General features: G+C 61.5%; 14 protein-coding genes. 6 read left to right on the top strand and 8 right to left on the bottom strand.

Features of this window, described 5'->3' with window-relative positions; translation table 11 throughout:
* Positions 1–273: 273 nt before the first annotated feature.
* The 3 genes from INT12_RS29575 to pap form a co-directional block, all read right to left on the bottom strand.
* Positions 274–1,230 (bottom strand): DMT family transporter, encoded by a 957-nt coding sequence (locus INT12_RS29575; protein ID WP_017845864.1) that lies wholly within the window; start codon positions 1,228–1,230, stop codon positions 274–276.
* A gap of 108 nt (positions 1,231–1,338) precedes the next feature.
* Positions 1,339–2,523 (bottom strand): thiolase family protein, encoded by a 1,185-nt coding sequence (locus tag INT12_RS29570; protein WP_193041152.1) that lies wholly within the window; start codon positions 2,521–2,523, stop codon positions 1,339–1,341.
* Positions 2,524–2,615: 92 nt separating this feature from the next.
* Positions 2,616–4,133 carry a polyphosphate:AMP phosphotransferase gene (gene pap / locus INT12_RS29565; protein ID WP_017845862.1) on the bottom strand — a complete coding sequence of 506 codons (1,518 nt, stop codon included), beginning with the start codon at positions 4,131–4,133 and terminating at the stop codon, positions 2,616–2,618.
* 141 nt (positions 4,134–4,274) lie between these two features.
* On the opposite strand from pap, the gene mnmC reads away from it, so the two are divergent.
* Positions 4,275–6,260 (top strand): bifunctional tRNA (5-methylaminomethyl-2-thiouridine)(34)-methyltransferase MnmD/FAD-dependent 5-carboxymethylaminomethyl-2-thiouridine(34) oxidoreductase MnmC, encoded by a 1,986-nt coding sequence (gene mnmC / locus INT12_RS29560; protein ID WP_193059139.1) that lies wholly within the window; start codon positions 4,275–4,277, stop codon positions 6,258–6,260.
* 533 nt (positions 6,261–6,793) lie between these two features.
* Here the strand turns inward: mnmC and INT12_RS29555 are convergent.
* From INT12_RS29555 to INT12_RS29545, 3 genes are all read right to left on the bottom strand, one after another.
* Complete coding sequence (locus INT12_RS29555; protein ID WP_226926355.1) at positions 6,794–7,918, bottom strand: acyltransferase family protein; 1,125 nt, start codon at positions 7,916–7,918, stop codon at positions 6,794–6,796.
* A gap of 230 nt (positions 7,919–8,148) precedes the next feature.
* Positions 8,149–8,652 (bottom strand): lysis system i-spanin subunit Rz, encoded by a 504-nt coding sequence (locus tag INT12_RS29550; protein WP_193040950.1) that lies wholly within the window; start codon positions 8,650–8,652, stop codon positions 8,149–8,151.
* Positions 8,649–9,167, bottom strand: a complete 519-nt coding sequence (locus tag INT12_RS29545) for a glycoside hydrolase family 19 protein (protein WP_193040949.1) — start codon at positions 9,165–9,167, stop codon at positions 8,649–8,651. The genes INT12_RS29550 and INT12_RS29545 overlap by 4 nt, the downstream gene beginning before the upstream one ends.
* Between INT12_RS29545 and INT12_RS29540 the strand changes: the two genes are divergently transcribed.
* The 5 genes from INT12_RS29540 to INT12_RS29520 all read left to right on the top strand — a co-directional run bounded on the left by INT12_RS29540 (position 9,125) and on the right by INT12_RS29520 (position 14,750).
* Positions 9,125–9,643 carry a tyrosine-type recombinase/integrase gene (locus tag INT12_RS29540; protein ID WP_413468890.1) on the top strand — a complete coding sequence of 173 codons (519 nt, stop codon included), beginning with the start codon at positions 9,125–9,127 and terminating at the stop codon, positions 9,641–9,643. The genes INT12_RS29545 and INT12_RS29540 overlap by 43 nt on opposite strands.
* Positions 9,644–9,681: 38 nt before the next feature.
* The gene (locus tag INT12_RS29535; protein WP_193040948.1) at positions 9,682–11,454 is read left to right on the top strand and encodes an N-acetylglutaminylglutamine amidotransferase; all 1,773 of its coding nucleotides are present in this window, start codon (positions 9,682–9,684) and stop codon (positions 11,452–11,454) included.
* Between the two features lie 3 nt (positions 11,455–11,457).
* A complete protein-coding gene (gene ngg, locus INT12_RS29530) occupies positions 11,458–13,203 on the top strand; it encodes an N-acetylglutaminylglutamine synthetase (RefSeq protein ID WP_193059138.1) in 1,746 nt (581 codons plus the stop codon).
* A gap of 75 nt (positions 13,204–13,278) precedes the next feature.
* Positions 13,279–14,463 (top strand): osmoprotectant NAGGN system M42 family peptidase, encoded by a 1,185-nt coding sequence (locus INT12_RS29525; protein WP_046382579.1) that lies wholly within the window; start codon positions 13,279–13,281, stop codon positions 14,461–14,463.
* Between the two features lie 59 nt (positions 14,464–14,522).
* The gene (locus INT12_RS29520) at positions 14,523–14,750 is read left to right on the top strand and encodes a YheU family protein (RefSeq protein WP_003236706.1); all 228 of its coding nucleotides are present in this window, start codon (positions 14,523–14,525) and stop codon (positions 14,748–14,750) included.
* A gap of 9 nt (positions 14,751–14,759) precedes the next feature.
* On the opposite strand, the gene csrA is transcribed toward INT12_RS29520, so the two are convergent.
* The gene (gene csrA / locus INT12_RS29515; protein WP_017845857.1) at positions 14,760–14,957 is read right to left on the bottom strand and encodes a carbon storage regulator CsrA; all 198 of its coding nucleotides are present in this window, start codon (positions 14,955–14,957) and stop codon (positions 14,760–14,762) included.
* Positions 14,958–15,127: 170 nt separating this feature from the next.
* Positions 15,128–15,943, bottom strand: coding sequence for an SDR family oxidoreductase (locus INT12_RS29510; RefSeq protein ID WP_046382578.1), 816 nt, complete (start codon positions 15,941–15,943; stop codon positions 15,128–15,130).
* Between the last annotated feature and the right edge of the window lie 293 nt (positions 15,944–16,236).

Genomic DNA, 16,236 nt, shown 5'->3' with positions numbered 1-16,236 from the left:
GTGGGGCAAGAGCCCTTTTGGTTACTTTTGGGGCTCTTTTCCAAAAGTGACCCGCTGTAAGAGCGGAACCCATAGCAGCCGTTACCAAAGAAACGGATATGTACTCAACCCAAAAAAATGGTCGGCCCAGAGGCCGCCATCGGGGGCAAGCCCCCTCCCACATTTGGAACGAGGTGAACCTGTTAGATATGTATCGGCTGTCAGGTCGCCATCGCAAGCAACCCCCCTCCCACACTTAGGCCCGCGTACACCCGATAAAAACACCTGGGCCGATCAAGACACCAACCGCGCCCGCCGCGCCTTGAGCCCCGCAAACAACGACGGCGCCAACGCCACGGTCGCCGACCCCAACACCACCACCAACGCCCCCACATACCCCAGCGCATTGATCTCTTCAGCCTGCACAAAATCCGGCCACCACCACGCCGCCAGGGCCACCGCCACAAACGTCACCAAGGGCGTCAGCGCCAGGGTCGCACTCACCCGCGAGGCTTCCCAATGGGCCAGGGCCTCGGCAAATGCGCCGTAGGCCACCAACGTGTTCATGCAGCACGCCAGCAGCAGCCAGCCTTGCAGCGGGCTCAGCTGCAGGGCCTCCAGCGGATGCGCCCAAGGCGTGAGCAACACCGCGCATGACAGGTAGATCACCATCATCACCTGCAGCGAATTCCACACCGTCAGCAATTGCTTCTGGCCCAAGGCGTAGAACACCCAGATAGTAGTGGCGAGCAGGACCGTCAGTACCCCGGCGGTGTAGGTGCCCAGGGACGTCAGCAACTCCACCAGACGCTGGTTGAAGAACAGGCCAAAGCCGATGACCAGCACCACCAGGCCCAACACCTGGCCCAGGCTGAAGCGCTCTTTAAACACAAACACGCTGGCGACCATCAGGAAGATCGGCCCCATCTGCACCACCAGTTGCGCCGTGCCGGGGCTGAGCATGTTCAGGCCCACCAGGTACAGCACGTAGTTGCCCACCAGCCCGCACACGGCCATCGCCACCAGCCAACCGCGACGCGGCCCGAGCACGCGCAGGCTGGGCAAGCGCTTGACGGCGGCGAGGTAGACGAACAGGCAACTGCCGGCGACCGTCAGGCGAAACCAGGTGACGGTGATCGGGTCCATCACCTGCAACACTTGTTTGAGTTTGACCGGGAGAATGCCCCAGAGCAGCGCGGCCAGCAGGGTCAAGCAAAAGCCATAGACCCAGCGGCCGGAAGAGATGTGCATGAGTGCCCCAGAAGCCAGAGGAAGTGGAACCGGCATTCTAGGGGCAAGTACACGGATTGGGATACGGCACTGTGCAAGTGCGGGAGCCGGCCTGCCCCCACAGTGGGCTCAGCGCACAGCTTCGAACAGCCCGGTCGCCCCCATGCCGCCGCCCACGCACATAGTGACGATGCCGTAACGCAGATTACGCCGCTGCAACTCACGCACCAGGTGCCCGACTTGCCGCGAGCCGGTCATGCCGAACGGGTGGCCGATGGAGATCGAGCCGCCGTTGACGTTGTATTTGGCATTGTCGATTTCCAGGCGGTCGCGCGCATACAGGCACTGGGAGGCGAACGCTTCGTTGAGCTCCCACAGGTCGATATCCGCCACCTGCAAGCCCTTGGCCTTGAGCAACTTGGGCACCGAGAACACCGGGCCGATGCCCATCTCGTCGGGCTCGCAGCCAGCCACGGCAAAGCCACGGAAAAACGCCTTGGGCTTGAGCCCAAGGGCCAGGGCTTTTTCCAGGCTCATCACCAGGGTCATCGAGGCGCCGTCGGACAATTGCGAAGAGTTGCCCGCGGTCACCGAGCCGTCTTCGGCAAACACCGGCTTCAAGCCCTGGAGACTGGCCAGGGTGGTGTCGGGGCGGTTGCAGTCGTCGCGCTCGACCACACCGTCGAGCACCTGCACGGCGCCGCTGTTCTTGTCCTCGACGGCGTACTTGACCGCCATCGGCACGATTTCATCGTTGAACAAGCCATCGGCCTGGGCCTGGGCGGTGCGCTGCTGGCTTTGCAGGGCATACCGGTCCTGGTCCTCGCGGCTGACGTGATAGCGGCGCGCAACGATTTCGGCGGTCTGGCCCATGGGAAAATAGAGGCCCGGCACCTGCGCTTTGAGCAACGGGTTGATCAGGTTGTCGGTGTTGACGCTCTTCATGGTCAGGCTGATGGACTCGACGCCGCCGGCGACAATGATCTCGCTGCAGCCCGAGGCGATCTGGTTGGCCGCGATGGCAATCGCCTGCAAGCCCGAGGAACAGAAACGGTTGAGGGTCATCCCCGCCGTGCCGGTGCCCAGTTGCGACAGCACCGCGACGTTGCGCCCGATGTTGTAGCCCTGGGCGCCCTCGTTGGAGCCCGCGCCGACGATGCAATCTTCCACCGTGGCCGGGTCGATGCCGTTGCGTGTCAGCAGCGCGTTGACGCAATGGGCCGCCATATCATCCGGTCGGGTCTGGTTGAACTTGCCGCGAAAGGACTTGGCCAGGCCGGTTCGCACGCTGTCGACGATCACTACTTCACGCATGGGGCTACCTCGATCTTGTCGTTGTTGGGAGAGCACTCGAGAATAAATCCAGGCCCGCCCAACCGCGATGATCATTCACCCCGCCTATAGGCCTACTTCTTCTTGCCTTTCTGGTCGTGCTTGTCGGACTGGGCGAACGCCTCCTCCAACGCCAGGTTGATAGTGCGCAACACCTTGACCCGCGCCCAGCGCTTGTCATTGGCTTCGACCAGGGTCCACGGCGAGACCTCGGTGCTGGTGCGGTCGACCATATCGCCCACGGCGGCACGGTATTCGTCCCACTTCTCGCGGTTGCGCCAGTCGTCGTCGGTGATCTTGAAGCGTTTGAACGGGATCGCTTCACGGGCCTGGAAGCGCTCCAGTTGGGTCTGCTTGTCGATGGCCAGCCAGAACTTGACCACGATCACTCCGGCATCGCGCAGTTGCTCTTCGAAATCATTGATCTCGCCATAGGCGCGCATCGAGTCCATCGGGGTGCAGAAGCCTTCGATGCGCTCCACCAGCACACGGCCGTACCAGGAGCGGTCAAACACGGTGAACATGCCCCGTGCCGGAATCTGCCGCCAGAAGCGCCACAGGTAAGGCTGGGCGCGCTCGTCTTCGGTGGGCGCGGCGATCGGCACGATGCGGTACTGGCGAGGGTCGAGGGCCGCGGCGACCCGGCGGATCGCGCCCCCTTTGCCGGCCGCATCGTTGCCTTCGAATACCGTGATCAACGCGTGCTTGCGCATGCGCTTATCCCGCATCAGGCCGGAAAGACGCGCCTGCTCGGTGATCAACTGCTCTTCGTAGTCTTCTTTTTCCAGGCTCAGGGTCATGTCGAGACTGTTGAGCAGGCTCACTTGGTCCACGGCCGCCGGCAACGGCGCCGGGTTCATGCCGCTGACTTTGCCCTTGGGTTGCCTCAGGGCGTTTTGCAGGCCCTCGAGCAGAATCTTGCCGACGGTGAGACTGCGGTAATTGCTGTCGACCCCTTCGATCACATGCCAGGGCGCGTAGTCGCGGCTGGTGCGACGCAGCATACGTTCGCCGAAGTGAACGAACTTGTCGTAGGTCTTGGACTGCTGCCAGTCCAGCGGGCTGATCCGCCAACTGTGCAGCGGGTCGTCGGCCAGGGCCTTGAGCCGCGCCTTCATCTGTTTCTTGGACAGGTGAAACCAGAACTTGAAGATCACCGCGCCTTCGTCGCAGAACATCTTCTCCAGGCGTTCGGCGCCGGCGATGCCCTGGTCGAGCCGGGCGTCCTTGATTTCGCCCTGCACCCGGCTCTGCAGCATCTGGCTGTACCAGTTGCCGAAGAACACCCCCATGCGGCCTTTTGCGGGCAACTGCCGCCAGTAACGCCAGGCAGGCGGGTGGGCCAGTTCTTCGTCGGTCTGCTGGTCGAAGGTACGCACTTCGATCAGACGCGGGTCCATCCATTCGTTGAGCAGTTTGACCGTCTCGCCCTTGCCGGCACCTTCGACGCCGTTGATCAGGATGATCACCGGGAAACGTTTCTGCTGTTGCAGCTCGAACTGCACTTCCAGCAAGGCTTCGCGCAGGGCCGGTACTTCGGTGTCGTAAGTGTCTTTGTCGATGGCATGACCGATTTCAGCGGATTCGAACATGAGCAGCTCCGTTTCAAGATCGCTCAAGACTAGCGGATTGAGCAGCAACACGCGGGAGGAAATTCCACGTGCGCTTGCCGTGGGTCAATTCATTGCCGGTTGATCGGCTAGAATGGCCACCTTGCCTTTGCCGAGTCGCCCATGAACCCTGTAACCCACGCCCAGCTCGACTGGGACGACCAAGGTCGCCCGCATTCGCGGGTCTTCGACGATGTGTACTTTTCCGACCAGTCGGGCCTTGAAGAAACGCGCTATGTGTTCCTCGAACAGAACCGTTTGCAGGCACGGTTTGCCGCCTTGCCGGCGGGCGGCCGCCTGGTGATCGGCGAAACCGGGTTCGGCACCGGGCTGAATTTTCTCTGCGCCTGGCAGTTGTTCGAACAACACGCGGTGGCCGGCGCGCACCTGCATTTTGTCAGCGTGGAAAAATACCCGCTGAGCCACGCCGACCTGCAACGCGCCCTACTCCTCTGGCCGGAACTGCAGCCGTTCGCCGCGCAATTGCTGGCGCAGTACATCGCCATCCACCCAGGCTTCCAGCGCCTGGTGCTGGATAACGGCCGCGTGACCTTGACCCTGCTGATCGGCGACGCGCTGGAGCAGTTGCCGCAGTTGGATGCGCAAATCGACGCGTGGTTTCTCGACGGTTTCGCCCCGGCGAAGAACCCCGACATGTGGACCGCCGAGCTGTTTGCCGAACTGGCGCGCCTGGCGGCCCCGGGGTCGACCATCAGCACCTTCACCAGCACCGGCTGGGTACGACGCCTGATCAATGCCGCCGGGTTCAAGATGAAGCGCACGCCGGGCATCGGGCATAAATGGGAAATCCTGCGCGGTGAATTCCTCGGCTGGCCGGCCGAGACGCCGTTGCCTGCCGCGGGTAAACCGTGGTTCGCCCGCCCGGCGCCGCTGCACGGCGAACGCAGCGCCCTGGTGATCGGCGGCGGCCTGGCCGGCTGCACCACGGCGGCCAGCCTCGCCGCGCGCGGCTGGAACGTCAGCCTGCTGGAACGCCATGCCCGCCTGGCCGAGGAAGCCTCGGGTAACCCGCAAGGGGTGCTGTACCTCAAGCTGTCGGCCCACGGCACCGCCCTTTCGCAATTGATTTTGAGCGGGTTCGGCCACACCCGGCGCCTGCTCGAACACCTGCACAGGGGCGTCGACTGGGACGGTTGCGGCGTGTTGCAACTGGCGTTCAACGCCAAGGAAGCCGAGCGCCAGGCACAGCTGGCCGCGGCGTTTGCGCCCGGTCTGCTGCAGCCGTTGGACCAGGCCCAGGCTCAAGCGCGCGCCGGGGTGGCGCTGGAACACGGCGGGCTGTTTTTCCCCGAAGGTGGCTGGGTACACCCGCCGGCCTTATGCGAATGGCAAGCCCGGCACCCGTTGATCAACGTGCTGACGCATCACGAGGCCCTTGAGTTGCAACGGGTCGACGGGCAATGGCAAGCCCTGGCCGGCGACACCCTGCTGGCCAGCGCCACGGTGGTGGTACTGGCCGGCGCGGCCGAGATCAAGCGGTTCCCGTTCAGCGCCGAGCTGCCCCTCAAGCGCATTCGCGGGCAAATCACCCGCCTGGCGCAAACCCCAGACAGCCAGGCGCTGGCCACCGTGGTCTGTGCCGAGGGCTACGTGGCTCCGACGCGCCTCGGCGAGCACACCCTGGGCGCCAGCTTCGACTTCAAGAGTGACGACCTGACGCCGACAGTTGCCGAGCATGTTGGCAACCTGGAGATGCTGCAGGAAATCTCCGTCGACCTGGCCCACCGCTTGAACGCCGACACACTGGCCGCCGATCAGCTCGAAGGGCGCGCCGGGTTCCGCTGCACCAGCCCGGACTACCTGCCGATTATCGGGCCGCTGGCCGATCGCGCCCTCTTCGACCAGGCCTACGCCGCGCTGCGCAAGGACGCCCGTCAGCCCCCCGAGGCCGAGTGCCCGTGGCTCGACGGCGTGTACATCAACAGCGGCCACGGCTCACGCGGCCTGGTGACCGCGCCGCTGTGCGCCGAACTGCTGGCGGCCTGGCTGGACGATGAACCCCTGCCGCTGCCCAGAAGCGTGGCCGACGCCTGCCACCCCAATCGATTCGCCGTGCGCGCGTTGATTCGCGGCACCGGCGGGTCATAACAACGGCGCGGTCAAGCGTCCGAGCTGGCCCTCTTCAAACAGCCGGTCCACAACGGCAAACCGCGCAAAACTTGTATATTCACCAAGCCTATTTACCACCCGCAAATCCGCCGCCACGCGCTGCGCAGGCTCGGGTCCGAACAGTCAAGGCGGTTTGCCTTATAACAGATTGATCTAAAACTCCACTGATAGCCGTGTGTCAGTTTCTGGGTACGTGCCTTTTGGGCGTATTGAGTATTGACCCCTCCCCAACGGAAAAACCGGTAAGGAATTTATGTGCGGATTAGCTGGAGTATTCTAGATGCTCCCAGCAAGGGACTTTAGCGCCTTTAGAGGCCCCCGAAAGCCCCTGCTGGGAACATCAGATGGTACAGAAAGTGGTACGAGCAACACCCCTCCCCCGGCGTCCTGCCGACCGAACACAACTTCCCAATTTCAAGATGCTGGCCGTATTGATGGCAAGCCCGCGAGCTGTGCCGGCAACGCACGCCTGGAGCCTTAAGGTGCGCAGCCAACAAAGCCGGACGCCAAAATTAACGAGCGCTCTCGCTCTCTAATTTGACTTTTTTCTTCGATCTGATCCAATCGGTAAGCGCGCCAACGCGCATCATCGACGGCTTCTCTATAAGCCTGAAAGTTAGGCCGCACACAAATATAAGAACAGGGGTTGCCAGTATGATCACGCTCCAGTACTGAAGCGGGGTCAATTGGCTGGATATGGTACTGCCGAAACAAAACTTGAAAATCACAAACAACAGAATCCCATGAAGAAGATATATCCCATATGCCATTTCACCCATTGATCGCGACACTTTAAGCCTGAGCAATCCAAATAGGCTGTTTCCGCCAGCGATCAATGAGAAAGCCACTACCAGAAATATAACTGGCAAGCTTTCATCATAAATCGCTGGATAGAGAATTATAGTTAGTGCGATAGCACAAATTACAATGCATGCTGCCAATTTTGAAACTGCAAAAGCATTAAAGCGATCATATCTAACCATAATTGCAGATACTATGCCGCCTAAAAACAGCCACCCGAAATAGCTGCTATAGCCCTTCGAATTAAAAACATACACGGCAAATACTGCAATAACCAAATACCTTATAGGAGCCTTAATCCCTACAGCTAGAGCGATAAATGGGAGAAACAGATAAAAGAACCACTCATAGGGTAGCGTCCATGTAACGCCAGCACTGATATGCCTTGTGCCAAGCATTCCATTTAAATCAGGTGCGCCATAAATTCTAAATCCGATCCACTTCATCGCGCCAGATAAAATCCTGCCTATGGGTTGCGCTGGGTCATCCTTGGTCACAATCCATACAATCAAAAACATCAAAGCTGTCGAAAACAAATAAAGAGGTGTCAGTCTCAAAAACCGAGAGACGTACAATCGTAGCCAGTCAACTCCGCGATCGCGATCATCCAGTAGCTTATTAAAGAAAAGAAATCCCGTTATCATGAAGAACAGGGCGACGCCTATTTGGCCAAAGTGTACAAAAACCCTAAACGGCGGCAACTCCCAAACACCTGTTTGCAAATAGTAGTACCAGACGCAGGAGTGATGAAGAAACACAAAGAAAGCGAGATATCCTCGCAAGCCGTCGATAGTCACAAATCGACCGTGGGGGGATGACGCCACCAGCTTATTCATTATTAAACAAGTCGATAATAATGCAACCACAACTGATATTAATGCAGCAAATATACTTATAGTTTCCACTTGAGCACGTACTTCCCTAGATGGTTTGCAGGTTTTCCGCATAATATCTTGTTTTCCATGATAGATCATGCTCTCTGTGGTTCTGCTGCGTGGCAATCACACCCTATTTACCCAAGCTGTCATACGCCTGCTCGCAGGTCACTCCCCGGCCGTGGCTTTGGTCAGCGCCTGCAAACGTTCTTCACATATTCCTGAAGAGTTTTCAGGGCTGCTTGGTCAGCAATGATCCCGGCTCGGATATCGAAAACAGTTGATCCAGCAGCCGTAGAGAGTTCGACGGAGCCTGCATCGCCCAGGCCGGAGGCGCTGGCGGGGCTGGGCACGTTGCCGCCACCGGGACGACAACTTCCTGCGATGCGCAGCCGGTGAGCAGAGTCAGCAGCAGCGCGGCGCAGTTTTTCATTCTCGGCAAGGTCATCGGTTTTCTCCTTCTGAACTTTCTGGTCGAGGTCGGCAAGCGCCTGCTCGGCTATCTGCTGCTTCTCAAGTGCTTGGCGCGCCTGGGCGGCACCAGCGTTGGCAATGGTGGTTAGATCAGCTTGATAGCTGGCCTTGTTGTCGGAGATGATCTTGTCGTAGCTGTTGGCCTGCCACATCCAGGCCCCGGAGGCGCCGATCAGCAGCGCGGCTATATAAGGAAGGGCTTTCAGCCAGATCGCGCTCATGCCAGCACCTTCAATGCCTTGTCATACAGCGCCTGGCGGTCGGCCTGGCCGGTGAGCCCACCATTGATGCGCCGGGTGATCTTTGTCAGGTCACCAGCATCAGCCAGGGTATTCAGCCCATTGGCCGACCAGAACCACGCCGCCGACATCGCCGCGTACTGAGGTTTCTCAAGCAATTCAGGATGATTGATCAGGTCCAGGCCCAGGGCTTCACCGCACGCAGCGTAGTTGGCCTTGCCGGTCACCTGGATCGGGCCTCGCCCGCGATACTTCCAGCCGTCACCAGGGGCAGCGTTACCCATGCGACAGGCATACACGACATTCGCGATCTGCTCAGGCTTGCGGGCACATGCCGTTGCTCGCACCAAGTCGAACCGGCTCGGCCAGGTCTTCATCAGCCCATCCGCGCTGTAGTTCAGGTTTTCCACCAGGCGCGTCAACTGGCCCGACTCGTGCCCGACCTGGGCGATGAATGCAGCGGCGCGCGGCGTGCCGACGATGCCGTAACGGTTCATTGCTGTGTTCAGGACAGGAACAAAAACGCCGGCTTAGGCTGTATGGGGAGATAAAGGAGAGGACAAAAACGAAGGTGTCGCGGGAAGTTTTATTGAACGATCGAGCTTTGAAGGCACTCGAAAAAGCCAGACTTCTTACGGCGGCGCGCTCTGATTATGTTTTCGCGCCGGAAGGAGCGGGTGAAAGATCAGAGCTGTACATCCGCTCCGAAACAGGGTCTAAGCGTTATTGGTTGGCAGCACTGCGCAAGCTAGGGATGCGTTACCGTCGGATGTACGACACGCGGCACACCTATGCAACGATGTGCCTCATGTCCGGCATGAACCCTGCTTTCATTGCTGCGCAACTTGGACACAGTGTCCAGGTGCTGCTTTCAACCTATGCCAAGTGGATCAGTTCCCCGAGCGATTTTGCGGAGCTTGAGAAGCTGGATTTGCCGCAAAATGGTACAAAAATGGTACTTGAATCGCGGTAGATGCGCTTAGGCCCAGCAACTACAAGGCCTTTAGCACTATGTGCGGATTAGCTGGAGAACTACGTTTCGATGCCCAACCTGCCGACCTGGCTGCGATTGAGCGCATCACCCATCACTTGGCCCCACGCGGCCCCGACGCCTGGGGCTTCCATGCCCAGGGGCCGATTGCCCTGGGCCATCGACGCCTGAAAATCATGGACCTGTCGGACGGCTCTGCCCAACCGATGGTCGATGCGCAGCTGGGGTTGTCCCTGGCCTTCAACGGCGCGATCTATAACTTCCCGGAACTGCGCCAGGAGCTCGAATCCCTGGGCTACGCCTTCTATTCCGGCGGCGACACCGAAGTGCTGCTCAAGGGCTATCACGCCTGGGGCGAAGCCCTGCTGCCCAAGCTCAACGGCATGTTTGCGTTTGCGATCTGGGAGCGCGATACCCAGCGTCTGTTCATCGCCCGTGACCGTCTTGGCGTGAAGCCTTTGTACCTGTCGCGCACCGGCCAGCGCCTGCGCTTTGCCTCGACATTGCCGGCCCTGCTCAAGGGCGGCGATATCAACCCGGTGCTCGATCCGGTAGCGCTCAACCACTACCTGAACTTCCACGCCGTGGTGCCCGCCCCGCGCACGCTGCTGGCCGGCATCGAAAAACTGCCGCCAGCCAGCTGGATGCGTATCGACGCCCACGGCAACACCGAGCAGAAAACCTGGTGGACCCTGCCTTACGGGCCGCGTGAGGATGAGCAGCACCTGACCCTCGAAGACTGGACCGAGCGCGTACTCGACAGCACCCGCGCAGCCGTGGCCATCCGCCAACGCGCCGCGGTGGATGTCGGCGTGCTGCTGTCCGGCGGTGTCGATTCGAGCCTGCTCGTCGGCTTGCTGCGCGAGGTCGGTGTGGAGGACCTGTCGACCTTCTCCATCGGCTTTGAAGACGCCGGTGGCGAACGCGGCGACGAGTTCCAGTACTCGGACCTGATCGCCAAGCACTACGGCACCCGTCACCACCAACTGCGCATCGCCGAGGGCGAGATCATCGAGCAATTGCCGGCCGCGTTCCGCGCCATGAGCGAGCCGATGGTCAGCCACGACTGCATCGCCTTTTACCTGCTCTCGCGGGAGGTGGCCAAGCACTGCAAAGTGGTGCAGAGCGGCCAGGGCGCCGATGAACTGTTCGCCGGTTACCACTGGTACCCGCAGGTGGACGGCGCCAGCGACCCGTATGCGGCGTACCGCGAAGCGTTTTTCGACCGCAGCCATGACGACTACGCAGCCACCGTCGCGCCGAAATGGCTGACCGCCAATGACGCCGCCGGCGACTTCGTGCGCGAACATTTCGCGATGCCGGGCGCGGACGCCGCCGTGGACAAGGCGCTGCGCCTGGACAGCACGGTGATGCTGGTCGACGACCCGGTCAAGCGCGTCGACAACATGACCATGGCCTGGGGCCTGGAAGCGCGCACACCGTTTCTCGACTACCGCCTGGTGGAACTGTCGGCCCGCGTACCGGGCAAATTCAAATTGCCCGATGGCGGCAAGCAGGTCCTCAAAGAGGCGGCGCGTCGGGTCATCCCGAGTGAAGTCATCGACCGCAAGAAAGGTTACTTCCCGGTGCCCGGCCTCAAGCATTTGCAAGGCGATACCCTGAACTGGGTCCGCGAGTTGCTGCTGGACCCGAGCCAGGACCGCGGCCTGTTCAATCCGGCCATGCTCGACCGCTTGCTCACCGACCCACATGGTCAACTCACCCCGCTGCGCGGCTCCAAGCTGTGGCAACTGGCGGCGCTGAACCTATGGCTCAGCGAACAAGGAATCTGATCGATGAAACCTCTCGCAGCGGCTTACAGCCAACGCTTGCTCAAAGGCCAGGCGCCGACCTACGAGCGCCTGCAAGCGCGCCTGGCCGAAGACGGCAGCCCACTGGCCGCCGAGCCGATCGCGGTGCATTGCGGCTGGGGCCGGTTGTTGATCGGCCACACGTTTCCCGACCCGGCCAGCCTGGCCGAGGAACTGCTCAACGAGCAGGCCGGCGAGCGCGACATCGCACTGTACGTGGCGGCGCCCCAGCAGATCCTCGGGATCGATCCGCAGCAACTGTTCCTCGACCCGTCCGACACCTTGCGCCTGTGGTTCTCTGACTATCGTCCGTCGACCCGCGTGTTTCGTGGCTTCCGTAGTCGCCGCGTCCAGACCGCGGCCGATTGGCAGGCGGTCAACCGGCTCTACCAGGGACGCGGCATGCTGCCGGTCGACGCCGAGCGCCTGACGCCCCGCCACGCGGGCGGCCCGGTGTATTGGCTGGCCGAGGACGAACACAGCGGCGCGGTGATCGGCAGCGTGATGGGCCTCAACCATCAGAAAGCCTTCCACGACCCGGAACACGGTTGCAGCCTGTGGTGCCTGGCGGTCGACCCGCACTGCACGCGCCCAGGCGTCGGCGAAGTGCTGGTGCGCCACCTGGTGGAACACTTCATGAGCCGTGGCCTGAGCTACCTGGACCTGTCGGTGCTGCACGACAACCGCCAGGCCAAGAGCCTCTACGCCAAGCTCGGCTTTCGTGCCTTGACCACCTTTGCGATCAAGCGCAAGAACGGCATCAACCAGCCGCTGTTCCTCGGCCCGGGCCCGCAGGCGGGGTTCAACCCCTACGCGCGGATCATCGTCGAAGAAGCCCATCGCCGCGGCATCGACGTGCAGGTAGACGACGCCGATGCCGGCCTGTTCACCCTCAGCCATGGCGGGCGCCGCGTGCGCTGCCGTGAATCGTTGAGCGACCTGACCAGCGCCATCAGCATGACCCTGTGCCAGGACAAAAGCCTGACCCACAAGGTGCTCAAGGGCGCCGGATTGAAACTGCCGGCGCAACAGCGGGCGGGCAGCGCCGACGACAACCTGGAGTTCCTCGACCAACACCAGCGCATCGTGGTCAAACCGCTGGATGGTGAACAGGGCCAGGGCGTGGCGGTGGACCTGCAGACCATCGAAGAGGTGCAACAGGCGATTGAAGCAGCGCGTCAGTTCGACAGCCGGGTCTTGCTCGAAAGCTTCCACGAAGGCCTGGACCTGCGCATCCTGGTGATCGGCTTCGAGGTGGTCGCCGCGGCGATCCGCCGCCCGGCCGAAGTGGTCGGCGACGGCCAGCATTCCATCCGCGCCCTGATCGAGGCGCAAAGCCGCCGGCGCCAGGCCGCCACCGACGGCGAAAGCAAAATCCCGCTGGACGCCGAAACCGAACGCACCCTGCACGCGGCCGGTCATGACTACTCCAGCATCCTGCCCCGTGGCGCGCAATTGGCCGTGCGCCGCACCGCCAACCTGCACACCGGCGGCTGCCTGGAAGACGTCACCGGCATCCTCCATCCGACGCTGGTCGACGCCGCCGTGCGCGCCGCGCGTGCCCTCGACATCCCGATGGTCGGCCTCGACCTGATGGTGTCGGCCGCCGATCAACCGGAGTACGTGTTTATCGAAGCCAACGAACGGGCCGGGCTGGCCAATCATGAACCGCAGCCAACGGCAGAACGGTTTGTCGATTTGTTGTTTCCGCACAGTCAGCCCAGCGCCTGAACGAAGTATTGCCTGGGCCGGCGCCGCTCCACCCTCATCGAAACCATCGATGCCCTCAACCCATCAGGAGTTTCCATGACCCGAACCATTCCCGAACCGGACCTCAACTACCTGCAAAAAGTGCTGCTGGAAATGCTCGCCATTCCCAGCCCGACCGGGTTTACCGACACCATCGTGCGCTACGTCGCCGAACGCCTCGAAGAACTGGGCATCCCCTTTGAAATGACGCGCCGCGGCACCATCCGCGCCACCCTCAAGGGCCAGAAAAACAGCCCCGACCGCGCAGTGTCGGCGCACCTGGACACCATCGGCGCCGCCGTCCGCGCGATCAAGGACAACGGTCGCCTGACCCTCGCTCCGGTGGGCTGCTGGTCGAGCCGCTTCGCCGAGGGCAGCCGCGTCAGCCTGTTCACCGACAACGGCGTGATCCGTGGCAGCGTGTTGCCGCTGATGGCCTCCGGGCATGCGTTCAACACCGCCGTGGATGAAATGCCGGTGAGCTGGGACCATGTCGAACTGCGCCTGGACGCGTACTGCGCCACCCGCGCCGATTGCGATTCCCTGGGGATCGGCATCGGTGACTATGTGGCGTTCGACCCGCTGCCCGAGTTCACCGAGAGCGGGCATATCAGCGCGCGTCACCTCGACGACAAAGCCGGTGTCGCCGCGCTGCTCGCCGCCCTCAAGGCGATCATCGACAGCGGCGAACCCTTGCTGATCGACTGTCACCCGCTGTTCACCATCACCGAGGAAACCGGCAGTGGCGCGGCCGCCGCCCTGCCCTGGGACGTCAGTGAGTTCGTCGGCATCGACATCGCCCCGGTCGCCCCCGGCCAGCACTCCAGCGAACATGCGGTCAGTGTGGCGATGCAGGATTCCGGCGGGCCGTATGACTATCACCTGTCACGCCACCTGCTGCGCCTGGCGGCGGATAATGACCTGCCGGTGCGCCGCGATCTGTTTCGTTATTACTTCAGCGACGCACACTCGGCGGTCACCGCCGGCCACGACATCCGCACCGCCCTGCTGGCGTTCGGGTGCGATGCGACCCACGGCTACGAGCGCACCCACATCGACAGCCTCGCGGCCCTCAGCCGGTTGTTGAGCGCTTACATTCTCAGCCCGCCGGTGTTCGCCAGCGACGCACAACCAGCGCAAGGGTCACTGGATCGGTTCAGTCATCAGATCGAACACGAGACCCAAATGGAGAGCGATACCCGCGTGCCGTCGGTGGACAGCCTGGTCGGCCAGAAGTCCTGACACTGGCAACAACGGTCCCGGCGCAGTAGCATCGCCGGGACTTAACCCCAGAGGCTTGTATGCTGATTCCCTACGACGCACTTGAAGTCGACACCCTGACCCGCCTCATCGAAGACTTCGTGACCCGCGACGGCACCGACAATGGCGACGACACGCCCCTGGAAACCCGCGTACTGCGCGTGCGCCAGGCACTGACCAAGGGCCAGGCATTGATCGTCTTCGACCCCGACAGCGAGCAATGCCAGTTGATGCTCAAGCACGACGTGCCCAAGCACCTGTTCGACTGAAGGTGCAGTTCAGGGATTGGGCAGCGGATGGCTGGCGGTGTCCTGGCGTTCGACGATCTTCTGGTACACCTCGGCGCGGTGGACCGACACCTCGGCCGGGGCTTGAACCCCGAACTTCACCTGGGAACCGTTGAGTTCGAGGATGTGCAAGGCGATGTCATCGCCGATGGAAATGATTTCGCCTACGGTGCGGCTTAAGACCAGCATGGCGGTTGTCCTTTTCGAGTGACAGGACCCCGACCTTGCGCGCTTGGGTGATGCTCAGCAACGGCTTGCGGTCAAATCAGGCACCACCTACAACGGTAGGTAACTTGCCTGACAGACCACATGATTTTTTTGCGCCGAGCCCCGCTCCGAGATTTACGACCGTGCCCCGCTCAGCCTTTAATCGCCTGGGCCTTGGCGCGCATTTTGTCGGCCATCACGGTCATCTCGTCATACAGCAACTGCGGGTTTTTCTGCTTCAATGCCCAAGCCATCCGCCCTTGTTCGTGGGGCAGGATCATGAACTCGCCCTCGGCCACCCGCTGATAGATGTAATCGGCGATATCCGCCGCCGAGATCGGCGAGCTTTCCAGCAGCTTGCCCACCTGCGCCTTCATCGCCGGGGTCGGCCCACGGAACGAGTCCAACAGGTTGGTCTGGAAGAACGACGGGCACACCACGTGAACCCCGATTTCCTGTTGTTTGAGTTCCACCAGCAGGCTCTCCGACAACGCCACCACGCCCGCCTTGGCCACGTTGTAGTTGCTCATGGCCGGCCCTTGCATCAGCGCCGCCATCGAGGCGATGTTGATGATGCGGCCCTTGCTCTTTTCCAGCAGCGGCAGAAAGGCCTTGCAGCCCTTGACCACGCCCATCAGGTTGATTGCGATCTGCCAGTCCCAGTCTTCCAGCGACAGTTCGGCGAAGAACCCGCCGGAGGCCACGCCGGCATTGTTGACGATCACATCGATCCCGCCCAGCTTGACCTCGCAGGCCTGGGCAAAGGCGGTGAGCTGGCTGTAGTCGCGCACGTCGCAGCGTTGAACAAAGCCATCGCCACCCGCCTCGCGCACCAACCTGAGAGTCTCTTGCAAGCCTGGCTCGCTGACATCCGACAAGGCCAACTGCCAACCCTCGCGGGCCCAGCGCAGCGCGATTTCGCGACCCAGGCCGGACCCGGCACCGGTGATCATCATGCGATTTTGCATAGGAAAATAGCCTTGTGGTTCACAGAAGAAGTGATCGGCAGTGTAGCGAAGGTTTTTCCTACACCCACGCACCATCCAATTGATGAATGCCCCGAGCAAACCACGGGCCGGGTCGGATACCACGGCACGCCCTAAGTTCAATTTTTTTCAACTAAGCGCAGGCATTCAGCGACGCATTAAAAGAAATAAGCAGGTCTTCGAAATGCTTTAAAAAAACACGGAATTTTCTGCGAAGCGGCACAGTCGGAGTTATTAAGGCGTCCGCGATTAAACCCACGGGCCTAACTTTAAAC

It is taken from the genome of Pseudomonas sp. K8 (assembly GCF_014889455.1).
GTDB lineage: Bacteria > Pseudomonadota > Gammaproteobacteria > Pseudomonadales > Pseudomonadaceae > Aquipseudomonas > Aquipseudomonas veronii.
Note: the sequence above shows the minus strand (reverse complement) of the source record. Positions and strands in the feature narration are given on the sequence as shown.